The sequence below is a fragment of the Bordetella avium genome, from assembly GCF_034424645.1.
GTDB classification, from domain to species: Bacteria; Pseudomonadota; Gammaproteobacteria; order Burkholderiales; family Burkholderiaceae_B; genus Bordetella; species Bordetella avium.
Genome location: NZ_CP139969.1, coordinates 623,299 through 647,295, shown reverse-complemented (window position 1 = coordinate 647,295; position 23,997 = coordinate 623,299). Strand labels below are relative to the sequence as shown.

Here is a 23,997-nt window from a genome sequence, read left to right as displayed (position 1 = left end):
TCGCTCATACTCCCTAGCCTCAATCACCTAGGTTCTTCCACACGATACGAGCAACCATAAAAAAACCGCCTGTGGGGCGGTCGGCAAGCTGGCGATCACGCGTATCAGCGAAATACCACCGTCTTGTTACGGTTAAGCAAAATGCGGTGCTCGACATGACTGCGCACAGCACGCGACAAGACCAGCGATTCGACATCGCTACCCACCTGGGTCAGCGCTTGTGCGGTCATGCTGTGATCAACACGCTCGATATCCTGCTCGATAATCGGACCCTCATCGAGATCCGATGTGACGTAATGGGCAGTCGCACCGATCAGCTTCACCCCACGCGCATGGGCTTGATGGTAAGGACGTGCCCCCTTGAAGCTGGGCAAGAAACTGTGATGGATATTGATGGCGCGGCCGCTCAGTGCGCGGCACAGATCAGCCGACAATATCTGCATATAGCGCGCCAACACCACCAGATCGATACGCTCGCGCTCCACGATGTCCAGCACCTGCTTTTCCTGCTCGGCCTTGGTGTCGGCCGTGACGGGCAGATGATGGAAAGGAATGCCATAAGATGCGGCCAGACCAGCGTAATCGTTGTGATTGGAGATAATGGCTGCCACTTCGGCAGGCAATTGGCCGCTACTCACCCGGAACAACAGATCATTCAGGCAATGGCCCTGCTTGCTGACCATGATAAGCAAGCGGGCTTTACGGCGCGCATCGTGGATTTGCCAATCCATGCCGTCATTGCCCGCCAATGCGCCGAAGCGCTCGCGCAGCGACGCTGCGCTGACGGAAGCCGGCAAATCAAAATGCACGCGCAGGAAGAAGCGGCCGGTTTCCTCGTCACCGAATTGCTGCGAGTCGAGGATATTGCAACCCAAGTCAAACAACAATCCGCTGACGCGATAAACGATGCCGGTGCGGTCAGGGCAAGACAGGGTCAGGATGTAATCGTTGTGCTGCATATACGTGTGGACGCGAAAACAGTATCAGTCAGGAGCCCAGTCGGGCCAGGGTTTCTTCGGCCAGCGCGAGGCTGGAGGTCAGGCCGGGCGATTCAATGCCGTACAAGCCCACAAAGCCGGGTATCCCGTGATCAGCAGGACCGGAAATCATGAAGTCGGCGGCGGGCGCATTCGGGCCGGAGATTTTAGGCCGAATGCCTGTATAACCGGGCGCCAGCGCCAGATCCGGCAATTGCGGCCAATAACGGCGCACCGCCTCGTAGAACACATCGGCGCGTTCGGGACGCAAGGTGTAGTCTTCCTGCTCTATCCACTCGGTATCCGGACCGAACTTGGCCTGCCCGCCCATGTCCAGCGTCAAATGCACACCCAAGCCGGCATGTTGCGGCACAGGATAAATCAGGCGTCTGAAAGGCGCGCGGCCCATCAGCGTGAAATAACTGCCTTTACACAGATACTCGGCAGGAATGCTCGATACCGGCAAGCCTTCGATCTGGCGCGACAGCGTGGGCGCATGCAGGCCCGCGCTGTTAATCAGCACATTGCAACGCAAGGTCATGGGTTCGGCGCCGCCGAAATCCACATCGAAGCCGCCTTGCGGCACCACGCGCGCGGCCAGCATGGGTGTATGGAATACGCATTGCGCGCCCGCATTCTCGGCCTCGCCCTGATAGGCCAGCATGAGTGCGTGACTATCGACGATGCCCGTCGACGGCGACAACAAAGCGGCGGTACACCGCAAAGCGGGCTCCAGGGCCTGGGCCTGCGCCGCCGTGAGCGCTTGCAGATCATCCACCCCATTGGCCGCCGCGCGGGCCGCGATACCTTCCAGGCCTGCCGCCTCGTCGGTTGAGGTGGCGACGATAAGCTTGCCAAGGCGGCTATGCGCGATACCACGCTCGCTACAGTATTCGTACAGCAGATGCTTGCCGCGCACGCATAGCCTCGCCTTCAGGCTCCCGGCCGGGTAATAAATGCCGGCGTGGATGACTTCGGAGTTGCGCGAACTGGTGCCAGTGCCGATGGCCTCGGTGGCTTCAGCGACCAGAACCTCTCGGCCTGACAGCGCCAATGCGCGAGCGATGGCCAGGCCAACAACGCCGGCGCCAATGACGATGCAATCGATATCCGTGCTCATGATTTCAGGTTTGACGGGCTGGGGTCAGGTCGAAACCACCCGCATGAAAGACCAGCGGGTCTTCCGCGCTATGGCTGCAAGCCAGGACTTCACCAACCATGATGATATGGTCGCCTTCTTCGTATTGGCTGCGATTGTGGCATTCGAACCAGGCGGCGCTGCGGTCATTGAGACGCGGCGTGCCAAAGGGCGCGTAGACCTCGGGCAGGCCCGTGAAGCGTTCATGGGTCAAGCCGGTGGCGAAATGACGCGCCAGCGCGATCTGCTCTGCGGACAGCACATTGACGACATAGCGTTCGCATCGTTGAAAGGCCTCAAGTGAAGAGGACCTCTTACTGAGACTCCAGAGCACCAAAGGCGGCTCCAGCGAGACAGAATTGAACGAACTGACGGTCAGGCCAATGCGTTCGCCCGACAGGCCAAAGGTGCTGAGCACGGTCACACCCGTTGCAAAGCGGCCCAAAGCCTGACGGAAAAATGCAGCATCAAATTCAGCTAATGTAGACATGCGGAATCAGGGCGAGAGGCGGTCCATCACCCAACCTTGTTTGCCGTCTGGGCGATAGCGCAGACGGTCATGCAGGCGCGAGGGCCGGCCTTGCCAGAATTCGAAATAGGTCGGAACCAAACGGTACCCTCCCCAGTGCGGCGGACGCGGCGGCGTATCACCGAAACGGGCCTTGAAATCACGCTCACGGGCTTCGAGCGCCTCGCGGGTAATGGGCTGGCTTTGCTCTGACGCCCAGGCACCAATGCGCGAACCGACCGGCCGGCTGTGGAAATAGGCATCCGACTCGTTGGCGGACACCCGCTCAACCACGCCCTCGATGCGCACCTGGCGCTCCAGCGCTTGCCAGAAAAACAGTAATGCGGCGCGCGGGTTGGCGAGCAAGTCTTCACCCTTGCGCGAGGTGTAATTGGTAAAAAACGTAAAACCACGGGCGTCAAACGCCTTGATCAGAACGATACGTGCCGACGGTTGCCCCGAAGCATCGACCGTTGCCAAAGTCATAGCATTGGGCTCAGGCACTTGAGCTGCCTGAGCCTCATCAAACCACAATGCAAATTGATCTATCGGCGTTGCGGCGGCCTGCTGCTCCAGCAGGACGCCTCTTTCATAGCTTTGACGCAGATCGGAAACGGACATGGCGGTAGGCTCTCTCAAGTAGAGTGAATACCGCCAGTGTACCGCCTCGCGTCTTGAACTTGAATTGCCCAAGCCGAGTGGCGAAAGCGCATCAGGACTGCGTTTGGCGCAATAACAGCGAGGTCCGTTTTAGAACTGAGCTTGCAGCGTCAGGAAAACGCCGCTGGAACCTCGACCGCTTGCACTGGTCGACAACACCTTGGGGATATATAGCTGCAAGTTGTTCTGGCCCATTGCGATATTCAGCCCGACACTGGCCGTCGATGCATATCCCACATTTGTCCGACCGTAATCCAGGCCAACAAATGGCGAGATAGCGCCGATCGCAACCCAACCACGGTGAATTCCTGAATAAACCGTGTCGTACGACAGAGTGCTTGACACGTTAAAGCCCCGCTCACCGGCGAGGGGCTCAAAATCAAAAGGCAGGCGCACACGGGTTGGGGAACCGGCGTAGAACAACTCGGAGGAAGGCAAGGATGCCCCTCCCACCCGATTCTGAGTATTGACGCTCACACGATAACGGAATTGATGAGGCAAGCGATCGCCAACTTCGGCATGCGTGCGCAGGATGGTGAACGCATCACCGTTCGAATAACTAAACGAACGGGTCAGCGACGCCTGGCCGCTGGCATACAACGATGAACGACGATAAGAGACGTTCCCCGAAAACTCCGCAGCGCGATATGAGTACGTCTGTGCGGCGATATCAGTATCGTAAATTCTGAACCGGGAGTTGTTGCGGTAAAGCAAGGCCCCGACGCTGCCCAGCGTGTTGCCATCTGGGAATATGAAATTTGATTTCACTCCTACACCGTAGTTTTCGGTTTTTCTTGTCGCCTTCAAGGTGGATTGCAGCAAATCGAGCTGATTACGGTCGAAAGACTGGCCATACACAAACGACAGATCGTATCCCAGCACAGGGACAGATAGGAATCCGTTATAGGCCGAAAAACTCCTCTGATCGACAGTCGCCATGTTACCGGTATAGCTCAGGCCCAGGCTCTCATTCAGATTCAGCAAATCGCTGGCCAAGAGAGACGCGGTACCCGTGTAGCCGTACATATCGCGCTTGTCGTAATTATTTATATTTAAAATAGTGGTGACCGCCGAACGCCGCTGCTCGGTAAACGAGAGGTATATCACATCATCGATATTTGCTATGTCAGCTTTATAGCTTGACTCCCCCTTATTATTGAGCTGAAACAAAGCAATCTGCAATTGACTTAATTTAAAGAAACTTCCTGGCTTTATCTGAATAATATTTTTCAATTGCAGACCGTTATCGATCAGCTTAACCTCAAGAGGAACAACCTCAAGCTGCGGCCCATCGTTATCCACAACACTGATGCGGAAAAAAATATAGCCATCCTGAATCAAGCGATTGGCTATCGTTTTCAATAGGTCATCCCGGCTCAAATTTCCCTGCTTTTTCAGCCAACTTGAACCGAGCATGTCTACGGCAACGGGTCCGTACTTGGGCGTCTTCCAGGGCCCCTTATAGGTATTCACAACGCCGTACAAGGCTTGCGGATCAATACTGGATATCGTCTCAACATTAACGCTGTTGTAGGCCTGCTCTGCCCGCTCTGTGGCCTGTTGGGTTCGGTTCACACTGCGTTCGGCTGCGTCCTGAATGACACGATTAATCTCATTCCCTATACTTTGAGTCTGGCCTGGGGTGGAAATAAACAGAGAAATCAAGATAGCAAGGCGGGCTTTCAAAATAAACCCCTTCATCATTTTGGCAAGTCCAATCCCGAAAAACACCGCTCGCGGACTGGGCGAATAACACATTAAAAGCCCCATGCAATCAGCATGCAAATTGACACCCAATTCTAATCACGGCATTTACAAACTTGTAACCCAGGGTTTTCTACCATTACTTTCTCGTCAAGCCAATGGTATAAATTAATTATTGATCGACAATTTGCGAATAAATTTAACTTTTAATAATTATTAATTGCAAATTAAAATTGGTTCCTGATTCTTATCCTCCCGAATAGAGACTAATCTGACGGGAAACATTAGCGCCTGCGAGATAGCGACAGATACGGGCCAGAGACCACCGACGGTTCAAGTAGCGCCATCGCTCCCCTACCTATCCGTAGTCATCACAAACACGGCAGCCGCAGAGCATGGCCTGAACGAGCAGGAATTTTTGATACCCGCCATGCCTGGCGTATCGCCTTATCCGCAAAGGCGTCAGTCAGTGTAGTTGTCGATGAAGTTCTTTTTTGATGAGACTCAGCGCCATGAAACACCCTATCCTGCCCTTTCCACGCGCCCGTTTGTCGATCGCAGCCATCTTTCCCGTTTTACTGTTCGGAAATACGCTTGCGCATGCTCAAGTCGTGCCCACCAATGGCAGCGCCGTCTCGAATGTCGGCTCGGCAACCCTGATCAATATTAATCGCCCCGACGCCAACAAGGCCTCGTATAATCAGTTTTCCAGCTTTGAAGCCCTGGGCGTTGTTTTGAACAACGCGACAAAAAATACAGACACAAAATTGATCGGCGGGGTAAAACGCAATGAGGCCCTCGGCGGAACAAGCGCCAATCTTATTATTCTCGATAATATTGGCAATGCTCCAACCAAGCTGAACGGTCTGGTCGAAATCGCCGGGCAGGCGGCAGATCTGGTCATGGTCGGCAAAAATGGCGTCATTTGTAATAGCTGTGGGTTCATCAACACCAACAATCTGACGCTTGGCGCCGGCACCCTCTCGCGCAATGCCAGCGGCACCTATGAGTTGGACACCAACAGCGGCCAGAGCTTTATCAACATAACCGGGGCGGGCCTTAGCGCCCCTGACAGCAATGTCAACCTGGTTGCCGAGCAGATAAAGCTGCTTTCACCCATTTATGGCAAAGACGTCGCCTTCAATATCGTGCGCGGGGTGTATGGCATCGAGGATCGCACCACCCGCAGCCTGGGAGGGGCCTTCGACGCGGCACTGGGCGACTATGTGGGGGTGCCGAATGTTTTGGCCGATGGCGACATCACGATATACACCAATGCCCGGAAGTTGGACGTCACCAATCTTTCTTTGACCGGCACGGGAAATATATTCCTGAGCGCCGAGAGCGGCGCCATCGATGTGACATCGGGGCGCTGGATCGCCAATGGGACCATGGCCTTCGCTGCGGATGATCTGTCGATCAAAAAGACCAGCACCGACTCGCGTGAACTGAATATCGTCGCAAACAATCTTCAGACTTACGGTATGTTTTCCGTGGCCAGCGATATCGACATCAAGGCCCTGGATACGCAATTGGCCGCCTCCTCCTTCGACACGAAGAACGGCATGGTTGCTACGACGGACTCCCTCTCCATGGACTCGGTTACCGTTCGTGGAGATATGAGCCTGCTTGCTCAGAATGCGACCCTCTCCAGCGTCGATGCGCGTGGCGCGAAAGGCGAAATCAGCGCCAATCAGATTGCGATCAATGGCGGGCGTCTGGCCTATACCGGTTTTGATATCTCCGATTTCGATACGCTCGCCCTGAATCGGGGCACGCTCGAATCCGACAATCTTGTCGTCACCGCCCGTCCTAACGCAGATGTATCGCTGACCGGCGGCACACAGTTGATCGCCGACAAGCTGGAGATGAACAATATTCGGCAATTCAGCAATAGTGGAGACATCGCCCTGAGCCAGGATCTGGTGCTCGATCGGGCTGCGTCATTTCAGAACGAGGGGGGCATAGTCGCGCGCAACCTTCGCCTGTCCGATGTGACGGGAACCCTCAGCAACACCGGCAACATCAAGACCACCGGCGTCGAATTGACGAATGTCGCTGACGTGGAAAACTCGGGCCGCTGGAGCACCGACACCTTCGCCCTGGCGGGGACTAGCGGCGTATTTCGCAATGCCGGCGATATGACCGCCACTACACTGTCTGTCGCCAACAGCGGGGATGTTATTAACGCCGGAAAAATCAAGACCGGAACACTTGATATCAGCAATACCAATCGCTTCAATAATTTGGCGGGTGCTCAGGTAGAGGCAAGCACCGCTATGACGCTGGGCAGCCTGTCATCCTTTCTCAATCAGGGGCGTCTGGTCGCTCAGACGATGAATGCCAACAGCGTTGCCAGTATCGAAAACTCGGGCAATATCAACGTAAAAAATGGTGCCGTGCTTGCAGGCGGGCAGTTCTCCTCTCAGGGGAATCTATGGATAGAAAGCGGCACGGCAAGTTTTGCTTTCGATAACGACGTGACACTGACCGGCCAGGTGCGCGCCGCCTCGCTGGCGGTGGACAGCACCACCGCGCAATTGACCAATCTCGCTCTCAACGCAAACGATTTGCGGATCAACACTTCGGGCAAGACCACGCTGGACAATGCCCGTATTCAAACGGCGAACTCCCTGTCCATCACCGCCGATACGGTCGAGGCTAGCCGCAAAACCTTGTTGAATGCGCCGACGCTGACAGTCAAGGCACGCCAGCAGGCTTATGACGACGTCGAACTGTCGGGTAATGATGTGGCTTTGCGCGGCAGTCGGGACGGCACAGGCCTCATCGCCTTGAGCAAGAGCAGAATTCAGGGCATCGACACCTTGGCGCTGGGAACGACGGATACGCTGAACATAACGCAAACCGATGTGTCGGCGGCAGACATGCAAGCCAGCGCAGTGGGGCAGTTGAATATCGATGCGCTGTCCAAGCTGGCGATGGGATCTGGACAGTTCACGGATATCGCCCAGCTTACCCAATCAGGAAACGTGAGCGCCGACGCCCTCGTACTAAAACAAATCCAGACCCTGGACAATAGCGGAACGATTCAAGCCAAGAACAATGCCGAAGTCAGCTCAATAAATACGCTGAATAATTCGGCCAGCGGCGTGATGGCGCTGAAAGCCACGACAGGGCAAGGCAACGGCACGATCACCAATGCGGGACAGCTTGCCGTCGATTCCGGCCGCTTGCAGTTCGAAAACTGGACGAATCAAAACCTGCTTGTCGGGACCAATGCAACGCTTGAATACACCAACTTCGTCAATCAGGCGGGAGCGGTGCTGGGCGGCTTGGGTGAACTGACCGTGGCGGCCTCGGCCGGCACGAATGGCAGCTTCAGCAATTCGGGCCAGATAGACGCCGTGCAGGATCTGGCGCTCTATGGCCGCAACATCGACAACAAGGGCGCCATCCAGGTGGGCCGAAATCTGCAACTGGGACGCCAGAGCGCCAGCGACCCCGCCTTCGTCAGCTTTAAGAACTATGCCGGACAGGGCAGCGTTACGGTAGGCCGGGACTTTAGCGCGCGGGTCGATAAATTCGACTCGGCGGCGACATTCAGCACCCAGACCGACAACAGCAATTCGACGATTTACGCGCCCAGCGGAAGGTTCGGCGTCCCCTGCGCCGCCAATGGGATTGGCTCCTGCCGCGATGGATTTAATGTCGCAGAAGGCGCGACCCTGGTCTGGTACGGCTCGGGAGGATTTATTCCTGTATTTGGAAGACTTGGCCGTGACGGTGCGACGGTGCAGACAACCACGGTAACGGTCACACCCGGCACCTACCAGGATGCGCCTATCAGGGTAGGCGGTAATTTTGACGCCAGAGGGCGGGCAAGCAATGCAAGCTTCAATAGTTACGCCGCCACGTTGGATGTGGCAGGCAACGCCAACATCACGGGTTATGCCAGCAAAAACACCAATGCGTTTGAGGCAACCTCTCGTGATCAGATTCAGTTTTTCACGGATGAATACAAATGCTATAGCGATGTCGCTTGCGTCAATCCCGGTGGCAATAACCAATATGAAGGGCGTGTAGCCAATTATGCCGGCCTGACGCCAACCGATACGACGACAGTGACTTCCAGAACAGGTGGGCTGCGTACAGTCGCCTTATCCGCTCCTACACCCTCAGTGTCCGCCGTATCGGCATCCGCACCGGTAGTAGTGTTGCCGACGGATTTGATCGTCGACCCGGATCTGAGCGGAACCCGAAATGTATCTCCGGTAGCGCCAGCGGCCGTGATTACGCCGCAGCCCTCCGGGACCATCGTGCCTCCGACAACGCCTCAACAGGAGGTCAAGGTCAGCGCATCGAACTTTGTGTTTCCGACGATTCCCGGCGAATTGCCGGCCAGCGAGAAATTGCCGGTCATTTCAGACACCCAGGAACGCGCTTTTGATTTCATCAACCCGGCCCGGCTGCGCGACGATCGCCTGAATCGCTCGTGCTATAGCACGCCGCAGGGTGAGGACAGCACCTCGCTGAATACCAATAGCGATGCCGTCGATTCCCGTTGCATCATTACCGTGCATACGCCCAAAAAGCCGACTTGATGGTGGGTCCCGGTTACTCGGGACCGCTCATCAAACGGCGGGCCAGCACATCGAGCCGCGCATCGCGGATGCCTGCCTCACGCAGTGCCCGGGCGGTTTCGACGACATAATCCGTGCAGGGGCCGTAACGGCCCGCAGCGCGCCGAATGATGGCCACGACCTCATCTTCGGGCAGCGTGCTGACATACCCTGGGTTGTCGCGATTCATGACAAACACCAGCGCCTGAACCACGCCCTGCTCGGTTTCACAACCGAGCCAGCGCGGCAGGTAGGCGCCGGTGGACATTTCGCGGTCCCAGAGCGCGGGAAAATAGTCGGGCACCTGCGCGCCGGCCAGGCGGTAAACAACGCCACGGCAGGAGCCGCCGCGATCCAGGCCGAACACCAGACCGGGGCACTCGGGTGTACCGCGATTGACCCGGGACCAGAGGCAAAGCGCCCGATGATGGCCGCGCAGCGTGGCCAGACGGCGCTCTTCGAAAGCGAAATCGGGCCGCCAGATGAGCGATCCATAGCCATACACCCAAAGATCCTGGCCCTCGCGCCAATGAGACAGGGCCTGTTGCAGCGACGCTTGGCGTTCTTCGGGCGTCCAAAGGCGAAAAGACCTGGAGGCGCCCGACACAGGGGGCTGCGCAACAGGCGGGGTAGACGGCGTAGTCACGACGATTCCGAGTCTTGCGGAGGATTGCGGTTGAACCAGCCCCCGACCATCAGCGCCAGGGAGTAAGCCCAGAACAAGGGCGCTACGCCAATAACCCCGCCCAAGGCGCCGAAAGCCAGCGGCAGCGTGACCTGCGAAGCATTGATCAGCGCCATGCGTACGCCCACCGCTTCAGCGGCCCGCCCATGGGGTGAATACTGGTGCAGCAATGACAGCATACTCGGTTGGCAGCATCCCAGAGCGAGCCCGAGAATGAAGGACAGCGCGACCAGGACGCCCACATCCGTGAAAAACGGATAAAACATGAAGTCGATCGCCGCCGTCGCCATGGCCACGCGCACCAGTGTCCAGGCCCGCACACGATTCTGGATAAAGGGCAATAACAAGCGGATCACGAAAGTTGCCGCCGCAAAGGCGGCAAGTATCAAGCCGATCGTGGTGGCCGACAAACCGATCGCTACGCCGAAAATCGGCACGACGAAAAGATGCGTGTCCCAGGCACCCGACAAAATGGTGTTGACCATCAAAATGCGACGCAAGGGCGGCACCGCCAATAATTCGGTGACGCGCCGCTTCTCGGCCGCGCGCGCACTGCTGGCACCGGCCAGGGCGCGGTCAGCGGCACGCAAACGCTGGCGCAATAGATAAAGACCGGCCGCCGATAACAGGGGCCCCAGGGTCAACAGACCGAAGGCCAGCCGGTTGCCCAGGTGATCGATGGCCAGCCCGGCAATCAGCGGACCGGAAAACCCCGATCCGGCCAGGGCGAGCGACATCCAGGAAAAGTTGCGCAAACGCTGCTCTGGCTCGGCATGACCCAGTAAATCCTGAGTGGCGACCTGATGCAGCATGAAGCCGATACCGATGGAACAGGAGGCCACCAGCAGCGCAATCTGGGTTTGAGACAGAAAGGGCAGCAGGGTGCCGACGGTGACCAATGAGGTGCCCAGCGCCAAGGGCCGGAAGATGCCGACCTTGTCCACCCAGCGCCCGGCATGAACCGAAAACAGCATGGGCAGAACGGCGAACACCGCCACCAGTGTGCCGACTTTGAAGGTCGACAGACCCAGTTGCAGCGCCGTCAGCGAAACCGTAATACGTCCGCCGGTCAGCGCCACATGGTTCATCATCGCCAGCAAACACAGCCAAGCAGCCCCTCTGAAAACAGGGTTGGAATAATTGTGCGAGGGGGTCTGGGATGGCTTAGACACGGCGTAATTGCCATGATTCTGTGCCCATCTTCTTTGATTGTCGAGGTAAGAAGTCTTACCCAAAGGTAGATGAAAAACACTGGCTTGGCGCCAAAATCGGTGCCGTATGCGACGAGTCGGCACGGGTTCGGGGCGAGTTAAGCGCAGATCAAAACAACGCGCGAACCATTCCGGCATGGGGAATATTCGGCCGGGATGAACAGATTGTGTCTTATGCGCAACGCCGGGAGATCGTGACGCCGGCGGGCCGGCGCCACAGCTGCCCGGCAAGGGCCGGATAGCTCGATGGGAATTACTTCGCGCGCTCGAAGGTCAGCGTGGTGACATAGCGGACTTTCTTGTAGTCCTTGCCATCATGCTTGCCGGCCTGATCGACGGTGTGCCCCGCTTCGAGCACATATTGGCCAGGCCAGGGCGTGTCGATGGTGATCTGGCCGGCTTCATCGGTGCGGTATTGCTTCATCCACTTGGGCGGGCCGAACACGGTGACCTCGGTCTTGGCCAAAGGCTTGCCGTCAAAATTCAGCACGAAGGTGTTACCCCCGGCAGCCGTCGGCGACAGTTCAAACGGCAAGAGATTCTTGACATCTTGGCGGCCCAGGCGGGCCCCATATTCGAGCAGCGTTTCCTTGAACAGCACGGTTTGACCCAGGCGGGTTTCACCGCTGGCCTCGAACTCGACATAGTCGGTGCCGCGAGCGGCCGGCTTGGCGGCCTTGCCGTTGAGCCGGGTAGACCCATTGATGACCTGGCCGAGCAGGCCATCGGTCTTTTCACGCAAATCATCTGCCCATTCGCCAAAGTAAGCGCGAACCTTGGTGTCGCCAGCAGGCTCGATCCACAAAAAATGCGCCGAGGCCATGCTGGTCCAGCCCAGCAGGGCAAGCGCGGCGACGGATTTGATGATGCGCATGATGTTTCCTTATCGTGAAATGTTGCGGCGCGTCCCCGACGGCGCGCCGTGCGATGGGACAGACCAGCTAGCCCGGCTCCCATGCTAATGAAAATTATAATCATTATTAATTAATATTTTTGCTACCTTGACGAACAACCATAGGACTATGGGAGTGATTGGAACAAACAAATAGACGCCTCCCCCACCCGGACGGAGGATGAGCTCTCGTTGCTGCAGGTATTTCACCGCGCCGATTCCGAAGGAGAGAATAATGTCGAGCTTTATCGAAGGCCTGATTAGCGCTGAATTGCTGCTGCTAGGCGTGCCCACCGCCGAAGCCCCTGTGTCCGGCGCACTGCCCGAAGCCGAGGTCAGTTTCGATGTGGCCGAATACCGTAGCGCGGCGGGCTAAGCCGCCGCGGGGCCCCTCACCCCTGCCTGATGCAGTCTGATCGAATCCTAGCGCTCGGACTGCCCATGCCCTACCACGCTAAGGCCTTACTCATGCGCGGGGCGCTCATGCTTGCAGGGCTCTTAGGGCAATATCCCTCATCGCCACGCCAGCGCTGGCCTGGCTGCAGCAACGCCATCTGGGCGACAAGCTCGCGCCACGAGAAGCCAAAGCCCAGCCTCCACCGACACGGAGCGGATCAAACGCATGGATCAGGAGCGGACCGATAGCTGTGTCAACCGCAAATGACAGCGCGGCTGCCCACGTATCAAACGCGATGAAATGCCGGCAACAGTCTTTGCCGAAGCAGCGATCAAATCCCTGCGGCGCGGCGGCTTGCCTAACCCTGCCCAAATCCGTTGCCCGGCAGGTCGGGAAAGCCATGCGCCAGACCTTGCGCCTGAGCAAACTCCGCCCCTGAACGAGGCGGGGGCTGCCTGCTACACCTTGGCCAGCGCCTGATCGAGGTCAGCGATCAGGTCGTCGATGTGTTCGATGCCGATGGACAGGCGCACGGTTTCTTCGCGCACGCCGGCGCGCTGGAGTTCTTCGGGGTTGAGCTGTCGGTGGGTGGTCGAGGCCGGGTGGGTGGCCAGCGACTTGGCGTCGCCGATGTTGACCAGACGGGTGAAGAGCTGCAAGGCGTCCTGCAAGCGCGCGCCGGCTTGGCGCCCGCCCTTGACGCCGAAGGTGAACAGGCCCGGCGCTTTGCCCGCCATATATTTCTGCACCAAAGCATGATCGGGGTGATCCGCCAGGCCGGCATAGTTGACCCATTCGACCTTGTCGTGGCCGCGCAGAAAGGTCGCCACCTTGACGGCGTTTTCGACGATGCGGTCCACGCGCAGCGCCAGCGTTTCGATGCCTTGCAGAATCTGGAAGGCGTTAAAAGGCGAGATGGCCGCGCCGGTATTGCGCAGCGGCACCACGCGGGCGCGCCCGATATAGGCGGCCGCGCCAAAGGCCTCGGTGTACACCACGCCGTGATAGCTGACGTCGGGTTGGTTCAGGCGCGCGAAGCGGGTTTTGTGTTCGGCCCAGGGGAATTTGCCCGAGTCGATGATGGCGCCGCCCAGGCTGGTGCCGTGGCCGCCCAGATACTTGGTGAGCGACTGCACGACGATGTCGGCGCCGTGCTCGATGGGGCGCAAGAGATAGGGCGAGGGCACGGTGTTGTCCACGATCAGCGGCAGGCCGTGGCGGTGGGCCAGTTCGGCCAGCGCGGCGATGTCGGTGACGTTGCCCAGCGGATTGCCCACCGACTCGGCGAAGATGGCCTTGGTGCGCTCGTCGATCTGGCGCTCGAACGTGGACAGATCGCGCGGGTCGGCAAAGCGGGTGCTGATGCCGTATTGCGGCAGGGTGTGCGCCAGCAGGTTGTAGGTGCCGCCATACAAGGTGCTGGAGGACACGATGTTGTCACCCGCCTCGGTGATGGTCAGGATGGCATAGGTGACCGCGGCCTGGCCCGAGGCCAGCGCCAGCGCGGCGATGCCGCCCTCCAGGGCCGCCACGCGCTGCTCCAGCACATCCGTGGTGGGGTTCATGATGCGCGTGTAGATATTGCCCGGCACCTTCAGATCGAACAGGTCTGCCCCATGCTGGGTGTCGTCAAACGCATAGGCCACCGTCTGGTAAATCGGCACGGCCACCGCCCGCGTGGTCGGGTCGGGACGGTAGCCTCCATGCACCGCGATGGTTTCGAGGCGCCATTTCTGATGCTCGCTCAAGACTTTCTCCTCATTATGTTTATCGGTCTGCCCCGGATTGTAAGGAGACCATGGAGAAAGCGATAGATCGTCAAGCGGTCGTGCTCGGCCAGAACCTGATGCCGAGCCCATCGCGGAACAGCGCCTGTTCGCAGCGGCAAAACCCATGCAGGCCTTGGCTGGCGCAGCTTGCAAGACAAATCAGGTAGGCCGCACGGCTGGCCCGGCATCAGGGGTCTGCCTGCAGCGGCTAGCCGCCTTAGGCGCTGACGGGTGGCCTGGAGCGATAGGACGAACAGCCCATGTGTTATGCGGCAAGCGCTGCACAGGGTGAGCAAAGCAAGATCGCCCTGCCCGCGTATGTGCTCGGCTCAGCAAACGAAGGGCTTAATCGGCCTGCAAGCCCATCATGTTCAGCAAGGCCTGTGTCATCGGGCTGGCGGGAAGTTCCAACTCGCACAACAGGTCAAAGTGGTTGCAATGGGGGGCCGCGATGTGTTCGCAGGACAGACCGCGCTCACGCCAAGCCGCCTCGAAAGCGGCGGTCTGGTTCTTGAATCCCCGGGTTTCAAGCCCTCCCACTGATAACAACAGAGGGCAGGACTGCTGGGGCAGATTAAACATGGGGCTGTGCCGGGCCGCCTGTTCAGGCGTCAGGCGCAGCCACTGATTGACGCTGATATCGCACAGCGGCCGCAGGTCGAACAGGCCGCTCAGCGCCAACGCGCCCTTGATGATGTTGTCGGGCACGCCATAACGGGCCGGCCAATCGGGCGCCAGCAACATCCCGACCAACTGGCCACCCACCGAGCTGCCGCCAATATAGATACGCTCTGGATCAAGACCATAGGCAGCCGCATTGCGGTAAAGCCAGGCCAGTCCTGAACGCATTTCGCGCACCACCTCTCCCATGGTCGCTTCGGGCATCAGGGTGTATTCCAGCGTTGCCACCGCCGCGCCGGCCGCGTTCAACACGCCAGCCATGATGGGCGCATCCTCTTTGCGCTGCGCACGCCAATAACCACCATGGATGAAAACAAAAAGGGGCGCGGGCGTTGCCGCAGCAGCAGGCGGAAAGAGGTCCAGTCTTTCATCGGCGCCCATGCCGTAGCGCAGATCGATAATGCCGGGCCGGCTGGCACGTATGGCAGCCGCCGATTGCGCATAGCGACGCACACAGGCATCGAAGTCAGGCACGGAAGCGCGGGCGTTGTATTCAACCTCGCGTTCGGCCAGCGAAGCGAAAAAAAGATCGATACCGGCGGAAAGAGTCATGGGCAGCATCCTGGCACTGATAAAGGTCGGGACAGGCCGGCGCCAACCGGCCTGAAACGCCGCAGCGGCGCCGCGCCACGATACTACCCTAGCGGGCCGCTCGCTTAGAAGACAGATTGCGCCATCAAGCGAAACAGCGGCCTGCCGGGCGGCGAGGCGCCTGGACCCGGGCCGCGTCCCGGACGTCAGCGGCCGGGAATTGCCGCTCAAGACCCCAGGAAATCGCGGCCACTGCTTTTATCGGTGTGCGAAGGCCGCGAACTGAAATCGCGTGAACAAGGCAAGTCGCACAATTTTATTGCGGGTTTACCCTAGGGCCGCCGCATAATTTGTACAAAACCCACATCCAACAGCAACTTTTAGTAGCTATATTCGCAATTCCCCCGGGCCAAACAGGTATTCTTCAGGCTCTTGATCGAAAAAGACTGCTGACTTTGCGCGCAACTTCGATCACCCGGCAGAAGCAGCATCCTGCCCGGAACCAATAAATCGCTATTCGAGACAGATCAGAGGGTGGTAACCATCATGCAATTCAATACCCGGAAACTCCTCGTCGCGCTTGCCGCCGCCGGCCTCATCCCGGCCGCTCACGCTGCCGACATCAAGCTCGGTGTGGCCGAAGCCCTTTCGGGTGGCGCCGCCCAATACGGCACGTCGATCCGCAACGGTTTCCAACTGGCAGCCGATGAGATCAACAACGCCGGCGGTATCAATGGCGACAAGCTGGTACTGATCATCGAAGACGAACAAGGCAAGAAAGAAGAAGCCATCAACGTTTTCAAAAAGCTGATCTTCAAAGACAACGTCTTGATGATCTTCGGCCCGACGCTGTCGAACTCGGCTCAGGCCGCCGACCCGATCGCCCAAGCCGCCAAGACGGTGGTGTTCGGCACCTCGAACACCGCTGACGGCATCACCTCGATCGGCAACTATGTGTTCCGCAATTCGGTTACTGAAGCCGACGTGCTGCCCGCGACCATCTCGACCGTCAAAGCCAAGACCGGCCTGAAGAATGTGGCCGTGCTGTATGGCAACGACGACGTCTTCACCAAGAGCGGCTACGACAACTTCAAGAAGGCCCTGGAAGACCAGAAGATTCCGGTCACCGCCACCGAAACCTTCGCCAAGGGCGACGTGGACTTCAAGGCTCAGCTGACCAAGATCAAGGGCAGCAACCCCGATGCGCTGGTGCTGTCGGCCCTGCTGGCCGAAGGCGCCCCCATCATGGTGCAGGCCCGCCAACTGGGCCTGAACGTGCCGGTCATCGGTGGCAATGGCATGAACTCGGTCAAGATTTTCGAGCTGGCCCCTGGCGGCGCGTCGAACAATCTGTGGATCGGCAGCCCCTGGTCGATCGAGAACAAGACGCCGCAAAACACCAAGTTCATCGAAGCCTATAAGGCCAAGTTCGGCAACGCGCCCGACCAGTTCTCGGCGCAATCCTATGACGCCCTGCACATCGTGGCCGAAGCCCTGAAGCACACCAAGCTCAGCGGCAAGATCGCCGAAGATCGCACGGCCCTGCGCAATGCCCTGCCCTCGGTGCAATGGACTGGCGCCACTGGCCCCTTCAAGTTCCGTCAAGCCAACGACCGCGCAGGCAAGCCCGCCGGTTACGACGCCGACCAGGCGCCGATCGTCAGCGTGACCAAGGACGGCAAGTACGTCATTGAAAAGTAAGTGCCTCCCCCTGCGGGGAAGCTGAACGCCTTGCGGGTTACAAATGCCCGCAAGGCGCTTTTGATTTGGGAAGTCCTTCCATGTTGGAACAACAATTCGTCAACGCGCTCTCGCTAGGCAGCGTTTACGCCCTCTTCGCGCTGGGATTCACACTGGTCTTCGGCGTGCTGGGCGTCATCAATCTGGCCCACGGCGCCGTCTTCATGGTGGGCGCGTATGCTGCGCTGACCGTGGTTGAGCAACTGTCCCTGCCGCTGTGGGCAGCGCTGATCGTGGCCTTTTTGGTCGCGGGCCTGACCGGCATGCTCATCGACTATCTGGTGCTCAAACCGCTGCGCAAGCGCAATGCCCCCCACCTGATCCCGATGATCGCCACCATAGGCGTAGGCATCATTCTGAACAATGCCGCGCAAGGCATCTTCGGCGCCAGCAACCTGCGTTTTCCGCACGGCACCGTTCCCGAAGAAGTTATCGAAATCGCCGGCCTGCACCTGACCGTTATCGAGCTGGGCATCATTTTCCTGTCCTTCGCGCTGATGGCCGTGCTGATGTTCGTCATGCGCCGCACCCAATTCGGCCGCGCGCTGCGCGCCATCGCCGAATCGCCCAAGGCCGCCTGGCTGCTGGGCATCAACGTCGAACGCCTGTTCATCACGACCTCTTTCGCGGCCGCCGCGCTGGGCGGCATCGCCGGCGTACTAATCGGCTTGTACTCCAACGCGCTTTTCCCGCTCATGGGCCAACCCATGCTGCACAAGGGCATCGCGGTCATCATCCTGGGCGGTATGGGCGATATTCGCGGCGCCATGCTGGGCGGCCTCTTCCTGGGATTTGCAGAAGTGCTGTCGGTCGCCTATGTCGGCTCGACCATGCGCGATGCGGTGGCATTCGGCCTGCTCTTCCTGATTCTGCTGGTGCGCCCACAGGGTCTGTTCGGCAAAGTGGTTCAACGCAAGGCATAAGTGATGAGCGGATTCGAGAATTTCTGGGCTATCTACGGCAACCTGGTGCTCACGCTGGGCACCAATGCCTTGCTGGCGCTTTCCATCTGGCTGACCCTGGCCTGCGGCATGCTGGCCATGGCCAACGCCGCCTTCATGGGCATTGGCGCCTACGCGGCCGCCCTGCTCACCATGAATTACGACGTGTCCTTCCCGGTTGCGCTGGCCGCCGGCATGGCGGCTCCCGCCGTCGTGGCGGCCCTCATCGGCCTGCCAACACTACGGCTGTCAGGCGTGTATCTGGCCATGGCAACGCTGGGTTTTGGTGAGGTGGTGCGCGTGGTCATCCTGAACACCGACACGATCACCGGCGGCGCGCTGGGCCTGAACGGCATTCCTCAGGTCACGCAATGGTGGCATGTGGTGCTGGCACTGGTCATCGTGCTGTTTATCCTGTGGCGTGTCCGCCGCTCCAAGATCGGCCGCGCTTTTGACGCCATTCGTGGCGACGAAACCGCCGCCGGCCTGATGGGCATTGACGTGCGGGCCAACAAGATGCTGGCTTTCGTGGCTGGCGCGATGATCGCCGGTCTGGCCGGTGCGTTGAACGCCCACCTGACCTTCTTCATCGGCCCCAACGAATATGGTTTCGATCGCGGCGTTGAAATCCTGACCATGGCCATTCTCGGCGGCATCGGCAGCCTGGTTGGCCCGGTACTGGGCAGCACCATCATCACGGTTCTGCCCGAGCTGCTGCGCGGTTTTGCGGATTTCCGCCTGGTCATCAATGGAGTGATCCTGGTGTTGATCGTGTTGTTCCTGCCGCAAGGCATCTGGGACCCGGCGCGCTTCAAGCGCTGGCTGCGTCAAGGAGGCAAGCGCCATGCTTGAGCTGACCTCCGTTTCCAAGAGTTTTGGCGGCCTGCATGTGCTACATGACGTCAATCTTTCCGTTCCCGAAGGCAGTATCTTCGGCCTGATCGGCCCCAACGGCGCCGGCAAGACCACCGTGTTCAACCTGATCACGGGCCTCTTGCCGCCCAGCGGCGGCAGCATCACCTTCAACGGCCAAAGCCTGTTGAAGCGCCCACCGCACATGATCACCCGCATGGGTGTCGCCCGCACTTTCCAGAACATCCGCCTGTTCAAGGAGATGACGCTGCTGGAAAACGTGGTGGTGGGGGCCTATCGCCATATGCACTACGGCCTGCCCGGCCTGCTGTTCAGCCTGCCCGGCTTTCGCGAACACGAGCGCCGCGCTCGCGAGCGCGCGCACGAGCTGCTGAGCTGGATGCGCCTGGACCACAAGGCCAACGATCTGGCCGACAACCTCTCCTATGGCGAACAGCGCCGTCTCGAGCTGGCGCGCGCGCTGGCCACCGAGCCCAAGCTGTTGCTGCTGGACGAGCCGGTGGCCGGCATGAACACGGGAGAGCGCGCCGAGCTGATGCGCGAGATTCTCGCCATCCGCGAGCGCGGCTACACCATCCTCATGATCGAGCACGATATGCGTTTCGTGATGGGCTTGTGCGAACGCATCGCGGTGTTGAACTTCGGCAAGATCATCGCCTGCGGCGGGCCGGAAGAAATCCGCAACAACGAACAGGTCATCGAAGCCTATCTGGGCCGCGAAGACGACGAAGACACCGAACAGGCGGAGGCCGTGCAATGAGCGCCATGCTGGAAGTCCGTGGCCTCGAAGTGAACTACGGCCACATCGAAGCGGTGCGCGGGATCGATCTCGATCTGCGCGCCGGTGAAATCACCGCGCTGGTTGGCGCCAACGGCGCGGGCAAATCCACCACGCTGCTGGCCCTCTCGGGCCTGCTGCCCAAAGCGGCCGGACGCATCATCTTCGAAGGCGAAGACATCACAAATCTGGCGCCGCACCAACTGGTGTCGCGCGGGATCGTGCAGGTGCCGGAAGGCCGGGCCATCCTCACCACCATGACGGTGCTGGAAAACCTGGAGCTAGGCGCCTACCGCCGTGGTCTGAAGAACCTCGACGCCGATCTGGAATATGTGTTCACGCTGTTTCCCCGCTTGAAAGAGCGCATCCACGGCATGGCCGGCAACCTCTCGGGCGGCGAACAGCAGATGCTTGCCATCGGCCGCGCCCTGATGGCCAAGCCGCGCCTGCTGTTCCTGGATGAGCCCTCGATGGGGCTGGCGCCCATCGTCGTGCAGGATATCTTCCGCTCGCTGCGCGCCATCAACGCCGATGGCCTGACCCTCTTCCTGGTCGAACAGAACGTGCGCCAGGCGCTCAAGATCGCTCAGAAAGGCTATGTGCTGGAAAACGGGGCGATGGCGCTGGAGGGCAGCGGCCGCGAACTGCTGGGCCATCCGCGCGTGCTGGAAGCCTATCTGGGAGCCTAAGCTCCCTCATACGAGCCGGCAGGCGGATCACAACCGCCTGCCGTGCTCGCGCAAGGCAGACGCTCCCCTGCTCAGTGGCGTGGTCTCGGCGCCAAGGTCGTGACGACCCAGCAGGAAGAGCCTGCTGCGGCGAACCCCGCAGCGAGGCGCTGCCGCTACCCGGGCATGAAAGATCAGCGGCGGCTCTTGAGCAGATGGGGCAAGGTGTAAACCTGGTCACGGTAAACCTGCTGCGGCCACAGCGCATGGGCCAGCGCACAGCGCACGGCGGCAGGATCGGCCGGCTCGATGGGAGTATAGGAATCGCCCCCTTCATAGCGGTACTGCGAACCCGGCTTGCCCGGCTCCAGAATGGTCAAGATTTGCTGCTGCAACAGGCCATAAACATCACCGTACTGCATGAGGGCCCGGCCGCCTGCCTCAGGGTCGGTCAGGTCAAAGCCGATCATGGGATGCTCGCCCTCAATGCCCAATAGCGAGAGCAGCGTCACCGGCAAATCGATCTGACTGATCACCCTATCATCCAGCCTGGGCTGCACCGACCCGCCCAAAATCAGGGCGGGGATATGGAAATGGCGCAGGGGAATGCGCTGCTTGCCGCCCACCCGCACATCGTGATCGGCTGTCACGAGGAAAACCGTGTCATCCCAGTAATCGGATTTGCGCGCCCTGTCGAAAAACTGCCCGATGGCCCAATCCGCGTAGCGCACTGTATTCCCCACCGAAGCCGGATCGCCCACTGGCGTGATGCGCCCTTGCGGATACTCCCAGGGAGAGTGGTTGCTGACGCTGAAAGCCAGAATGAAGCAGGGCTCGTCTCCCGCGCTGTCGAGAATGGCATGCACGCGGTTGAACATGTCTTCGTCGCTGGCGCCCCAGGTGCCGACAAAGGCCGGATTGATAAAGGTCTTCTGGTCATACAGCTCGGTAAAACCGTTGCCCAGAAAAAAAGCCTTCATATTGTCGAAGTGGGCTTCGCCGCCATAGACAAAGCCGTTGCGGTAGCCCTGGGTGCCTAGCAATTGAGCCAGGGTGAAAAAACGCGATTGCGCGCCGGGCAGGCGCAAAGCGGCCTGCGATAGCGAAGGCGGAAAGCCCGCCACCAGCGCCTCCAGCCCTCGTACCGAACGCGTGCCTGTCGCATAAGCATGCTGAAACGCCCAGGCGATGGGCGCCAGTTTGTCCATTTCCGGGGTGCAGCCGCTGCCGCCCAGATGGCCGACGAATTGCGCGCCCAGACTTTCCTCCACGATCAGCACCAAATGCCGCTTTTTCGCCGGTTTCGCGGCCGGGGTCTGGCGGTGCAAGGTGGGAATGCCGCCCTCGGGAATGGGCCCAGGAATGCGCGAGCTTGCACGCACCAGGGTCTGGACTTCGGTTTCGTCCATATCGCCGTAGGCGCTGCTGGCCGACGCCTCGTTCTTGAGGGAGTACACCGAGTACATCACGCTGTAGAGCGAATTGAGCGCGAGCGCATTGATCATGCCGTCGCCGCAAAAAGCCACAGTCGAAGGGTTGATGGGGCGATGCTGCAAGGTGCCCCGGATCGCCAGCACGCAAGCGGCGATGCCGCCCAGCGTCAGGACAGGCCGCCACCACCAGGAAAACACCGGCTCAGGAAAGAGCCAGGCCGTGCCCAGCAAGGCATGACCCGCCGCCACCATGCCAAGCAAGGCGGCCACCCCCAGAAACAAGGCCAGCCGATACTCTTTGAAGAGCATCGAGAACACCTCTTTGGGATACTTCAGATAGACGACGTATAACTGATTGGGCCGGGTGTCGTATTCGATAATGAACTGCGGCGTGGAAAACTCCAGCAGGCAAATCAGCGACCACGCGATCAGCAGCCAGATACCATTGATGGTGATGGCCGCCGGGGCATCGCCCAACCAGGGCGCCAGGGCCAGGGGCAAGGCCACGGCAACACCGATAAGGTGGGCATCAATGCGCAAGCCGCCCAGAAGTATCTGCCAGGGATGCCGGGATTCGGCCACCCGTTCGCGCTGCCACACCATCAAGGCCAGACGGCACGCCGTCAGAAAGAGCAGCGAGGCTCCGATAAACACTGCAATCTGTGAATACATTACCTGCCACCTGAAACCCTGAGGGAGCCTTCCATCAAACGGGCGACCATAAAGGAAAGAGCGTCAAATTCTTATGAGGAGGCGAGGTTTTCAGCCGGCCTCCGGGCGGGCTCATGCCCTCTTTCTCCGCGAAAACAGGGCAGATTGTTTCAGTGACGCCCTTGGATGGCAAGCTTTTCAGCCCCGCCCATCAGGCGAGCCCCTGCGGCCCGCGCGCACATAGACCAGCTCGGCCAGCAACTCGATCAGTGTCTGCGTCACGATGACAGCAGGCAAGACGGGCAGCGCACCCGGAATCGCCAGGGCAAGCGGCAGCACCACCAGGGAGTTACGCGTCGCGCTGCTGAACGCCACCGCCCGCCGTTGCTCTGGCGGCAAACACAACATCCACCCGGTCAACCAGCCAGCAATAGGCGCTAGCAAGGCGAAAGCGGCATAGACCGGCACGACTTCGCCCACGGCAGGCCAGGCCTGGCCCAGTTCAGGCGTGACCGACGCCACCACCACCCAGAGCAGGGCTGCTGTCGCGGGCACAGGCATGAGGCCCAGCCACCGCACCCCTCTTTTTCCTGCTGCCCCACGCGCCGCCCAGAACTGGCAAATCGTGGCGAGGGCCAGCGGAAGGGCGATGAACCAGACAAAGGCATGCGCAAACGGCTCCCAGCTTATCCATCGCGCAGCCTCCTCACCCAGGAACAACCCTAGGTAAAACGGCAGCAAAAGCATCTGGCACAGCAACAGCACGGGGGTGGCCGCAAGCAGCGAACGGGCATCGGCGCGTCCCAGATGGGCGAAGGTCACGACATAATCGATACAGGGGGTCAGCAGCACCATCAGCACCCCTATCCGTATTAAGGGGTCGCCCGGCACCCAGGGCAACAAGAGCGCCAGCAGCGCGGGCAGGACAATGAAATTCGCCAGCAGCAAAGTCCCCACGAAACGCAGATCGCTCAAAGCCCGGCCCACATCGCCCATCGGCACCTGCACAAAGGTGACGAAGAGCATCAGGGCCAGCAAAGCATCGATCGCCGCTGACAGTCCCCGCATGCCCGGCAGCACCCAGGCCGCCAGAAAAGCGCTCAAAACCGCAGCAAAATAGATGGAAATCTGGCGGGCCTCGAGAAAGGCGCGGCACGGGTCGAAAGACATGGCTTATCCG

General features: G+C 59.6%; 19 protein-coding genes. 7 read left to right on the top strand and 12 right to left on the bottom strand.

Translation table 11 applies throughout. The annotated features are described in order from the left end of the window. Positions 1 to 104 precede the first annotated feature (104 nt). From purU to U0029_RS03015, 5 genes are all read right to left on the bottom strand, one after another. Positions 105 to 959, bottom strand: coding sequence for a formyltetrahydrofolate deformylase (gene purU, locus U0029_RS03035; RefSeq protein WP_012418460.1), 855 nt, complete (start codon positions 957 to 959; stop codon positions 105 to 107). A 28-nt stretch (positions 960 to 987) separates the two neighbouring features. After that, positions 988 to 2,097 carry an NAD(P)/FAD-dependent oxidoreductase gene (locus U0029_RS03030; protein WP_114852946.1) on the bottom strand — a complete coding sequence of 370 codons (1,110 nt, stop codon included), beginning with the start codon at positions 2,095 to 2,097 and terminating at the stop codon, positions 988 to 990. Between the two features lie 4 nt (positions 2,098 to 2,101). Further along, positions 2,102 to 2,605: a flavin reductase family protein gene (locus U0029_RS03025; protein ID WP_114852945.1), complete on the bottom strand. Its 504-nt coding sequence runs from the start codon at positions 2,603 to 2,605 to the stop codon at positions 2,102 to 2,104. Between the two features lie 6 nt (positions 2,606 to 2,611). Then, the gene (gene pdxH, locus U0029_RS03020; protein ID WP_114852944.1) at positions 2,612 to 3,244 is read right to left on the bottom strand and encodes a pyridoxamine 5'-phosphate oxidase; all 633 of its coding nucleotides are present in this window, start codon (positions 3,242 to 3,244) and stop codon (positions 2,612 to 2,614) included. A gap of 129 nt (positions 3,245 to 3,373) precedes the next feature. Continuing rightward, the gene (locus U0029_RS03015; RefSeq protein ID WP_114852947.1) at positions 3,374 to 4,987 is read right to left on the bottom strand and encodes a ShlB/FhaC/HecB family hemolysin secretion/activation protein; all 1,614 of its coding nucleotides are present in this window, start codon (positions 4,985 to 4,987) and stop codon (positions 3,374 to 3,376) included. A gap of 512 nt (positions 4,988 to 5,499) precedes the next feature. Between U0029_RS03015 and U0029_RS03010 the strand changes: the two genes are divergently transcribed. Beyond that, positions 5,500 to 9,549, top strand: a complete 4,050-nt coding sequence (locus tag U0029_RS03010) for a two-partner secretion domain-containing protein (protein WP_236824177.1) — start codon at positions 5,500 to 5,502, stop codon at positions 9,547 to 9,549. Between the two features lie 13 nt (positions 9,550 to 9,562). Here U0029_RS03010 and U0029_RS03005 read toward each other — a convergent pair whose 3' ends face one another. The 3 genes from U0029_RS03005 to U0029_RS02995 all read right to left on the bottom strand — a co-directional run bounded on the left by U0029_RS03005 (position 9,563) and on the right by U0029_RS02995 (position 12,337). Beyond that, the gene (locus U0029_RS03005) at positions 9,563 to 10,174 is read right to left on the bottom strand and encodes a gamma-glutamylcyclotransferase (RefSeq protein WP_114852962.1); all 612 of its coding nucleotides are present in this window, start codon (positions 10,172 to 10,174) and stop codon (positions 9,563 to 9,565) included. A 35-nt stretch (positions 10,175 to 10,209) separates the two neighbouring features. Next, positions 10,210 to 11,343, bottom strand: a complete 1,134-nt coding sequence (locus U0029_RS03000; RefSeq protein ID WP_114852961.1) for an MFS transporter — start codon at positions 11,341 to 11,343, stop codon at positions 10,210 to 10,212. Positions 11,344 to 11,716: 373 nt separating this feature from the next. Beyond that, entirely contained in the window at positions 11,717 to 12,337 is a 621-nt protein-coding gene (locus U0029_RS02995; RefSeq protein WP_012418468.1) for a DUF4198 domain-containing protein, read from the bottom strand. A gap of 253 nt (positions 12,338 to 12,590) precedes the next feature. Between U0029_RS02995 and U0029_RS02990 the strand changes: the two genes are divergently transcribed. Beyond that, positions 12,591 to 12,731: a hypothetical protein gene (locus U0029_RS02990; protein WP_158308704.1), complete on the top strand. Its 141-nt coding sequence runs from the start codon at positions 12,591 to 12,593 to the stop codon at positions 12,729 to 12,731. Between the two features lie 479 nt (positions 12,732 to 13,210). Here the strand turns inward: U0029_RS02990 and U0029_RS02985 are convergent, their stop codons facing one another. Continuing rightward, a complete protein-coding gene (locus U0029_RS02985) occupies positions 13,211 to 14,500 on the bottom strand; it encodes an O-acetylhomoserine aminocarboxypropyltransferase/cysteine synthase family protein (RefSeq protein WP_012418470.1) in 1,290 nt (429 codons plus the stop codon). 366 nt (positions 14,501 to 14,866) lie between these two features. Further along, entirely contained in the window at positions 14,867 to 15,763 is an 897-nt protein-coding gene (locus tag U0029_RS02980; protein WP_114852929.1) for an alpha/beta hydrolase, read from the bottom strand. 516 nt (positions 15,764 to 16,279) lie between these two features. Here U0029_RS02980 and U0029_RS02975 point away from each other — a divergent pair. The 5 genes from U0029_RS02975 (at position 16,280) to U0029_RS02955 (ending at position 20,754) form a co-directional block, all read left to right on the top strand. Beyond that, positions 16,280 to 17,434 carry an ABC transporter substrate-binding protein gene (locus U0029_RS02975; protein ID WP_114852932.1) on the top strand — a complete coding sequence of 385 codons (1,155 nt, stop codon included), beginning with the start codon at positions 16,280 to 16,282 and terminating at the stop codon, positions 17,432 to 17,434. Positions 17,435 to 17,514: 80 nt separating this feature from the next. After that, positions 17,515 to 18,396: a branched-chain amino acid ABC transporter permease gene (locus U0029_RS02970; protein ID WP_114852928.1), complete on the top strand. Its 882-nt coding sequence runs from the start codon at positions 17,515 to 17,517 to the stop codon at positions 18,394 to 18,396. Between the two features lie 3 nt (positions 18,397 to 18,399). Further along, entirely contained in the window at positions 18,400 to 19,266 is an 867-nt protein-coding gene (locus tag U0029_RS02965; RefSeq protein ID WP_039052258.1) for a branched-chain amino acid ABC transporter permease, read from the top strand. Continuing rightward, positions 19,259 to 20,047: an ABC transporter ATP-binding protein gene (locus U0029_RS02960; RefSeq protein ID WP_114852927.1), complete on the top strand. Its 789-nt coding sequence runs from the start codon at positions 19,259 to 19,261 to the stop codon at positions 20,045 to 20,047. The genes U0029_RS02965 and U0029_RS02960 overlap by 8 nt, the downstream gene beginning before the upstream one ends. Then, entirely contained in the window at positions 20,044 to 20,754 is a 711-nt protein-coding gene (locus U0029_RS02955; protein WP_012418476.1) for an ABC transporter ATP-binding protein, read from the top strand. The genes U0029_RS02960 and U0029_RS02955 overlap by 4 nt, the downstream gene beginning before the upstream one ends. A 173-nt stretch (positions 20,755 to 20,927) precedes the next feature. On the opposite strand, the gene U0029_RS02950 is transcribed toward U0029_RS02955, so the two are convergent. Continuing rightward, on the bottom strand, positions 20,928 to 22,838 hold the full coding sequence (locus U0029_RS02950; protein WP_114852926.1) for an LTA synthase family protein: 1,911 nt from the start codon (positions 22,836 to 22,838) through the stop codon (positions 20,928 to 20,930). Positions 22,839 to 23,015: 177 nt separating this feature from the next. After that, positions 23,016 to 23,987 carry an arsenic resistance protein gene (locus U0029_RS02945; protein WP_114852925.1) on the bottom strand — a complete coding sequence of 324 codons (972 nt, stop codon included), beginning with the start codon at positions 23,985 to 23,987 and terminating at the stop codon, positions 23,016 to 23,018. Positions 23,988 to 23,997: the final 10 nt, after the last annotated feature.

Coding starts and splice junctions, on each gene's coding strand:
- U0029_RS02965 (WP_039052258.1), top strand. CDS start 18,400: ATGAGCGGATTCGAGAATTTCTGGGCTATCTACGGCAACCTGGTGCTC.
- U0029_RS02945 (WP_114852925.1), bottom strand. CDS start 23,987: ATGTCTTTCGACCCGTGCCGCGCCTTTCTCGAGGCCCGCCAGATTTCC.
- U0029_RS02950 (WP_114852926.1), bottom strand. CDS start 22,838: ATGTATTCACAGATTGCAGTGTTTATCGGAGCCTCGCTGCTCTTTCTG.
- pdxH (WP_114852944.1), bottom strand. CDS start 3,244: ATGTCCGTTTCCGATCTGCGTCAAAGCTATGAAAGAGGCGTCCTGCTG.
- U0029_RS02975 (WP_114852932.1), top strand. CDS start 16,280: ATGCAATTCAATACCCGGAAACTCCTCGTCGCGCTTGCCGCCGCCGGC.
- U0029_RS02955 (WP_012418476.1), top strand. CDS start 20,044: ATGAGCGCCATGCTGGAAGTCCGTGGCCTCGAAGTGAACTACGGCCAC.
- purU (WP_012418460.1), bottom strand. CDS start 959: ATGCAGCACAACGATTACATCCTGACCCTGTCTTGCCCTGACCGCACC.
- U0029_RS02960 (WP_114852927.1), top strand. CDS start 19,259: ATGCTTGAGCTGACCTCCGTTTCCAAGAGTTTTGGCGGCCTGCATGTG.
- U0029_RS03015 (WP_114852947.1), bottom strand. CDS start 4,987: ATGATGAAGGGGTTTATTTTGAAAGCCCGCCTTGCTATCTTGATTTCT.
- U0029_RS02980 (WP_114852929.1), bottom strand. CDS start 15,763: ATGCTGCCCATGACTCTTTCCGCCGGTATCGATCTTTTTTTCGCTTCG.
- U0029_RS03000 (WP_114852961.1), bottom strand. CDS start 11,343: ATGATGAACCATGTGGCGCTGACCGGCGGACGTATTACGGTTTCGCTG.
- U0029_RS02970 (WP_114852928.1), top strand. CDS start 17,515: ATGTTGGAACAACAATTCGTCAACGCGCTCTCGCTAGGCAGCGTTTAC.
- U0029_RS02995 (WP_012418468.1), bottom strand. CDS start 12,337: ATGCGCATCATCAAATCCGTCGCCGCGCTTGCCCTGCTGGGCTGGACC.
- U0029_RS03025 (WP_114852945.1), bottom strand. CDS start 2,605: ATGTCTACATTAGCTGAATTTGATGCTGCATTTTTCCGTCAGGCTTTG.
- U0029_RS02990 (WP_158308704.1), top strand. CDS start 12,591: ATGTCGAGCTTTATCGAAGGCCTGATTAGCGCTGAATTGCTGCTGCTA.
- U0029_RS03010 (WP_236824177.1), top strand. CDS start 5,500: ATGAAACACCCTATCCTGCCCTTTCCACGCGCCCGTTTGTCGATCGCA.
- U0029_RS03030 (WP_114852946.1), bottom strand. CDS start 2,097: ATGAGCACGGATATCGATTGCATCGTCATTGGCGCCGGCGTTGTTGGC.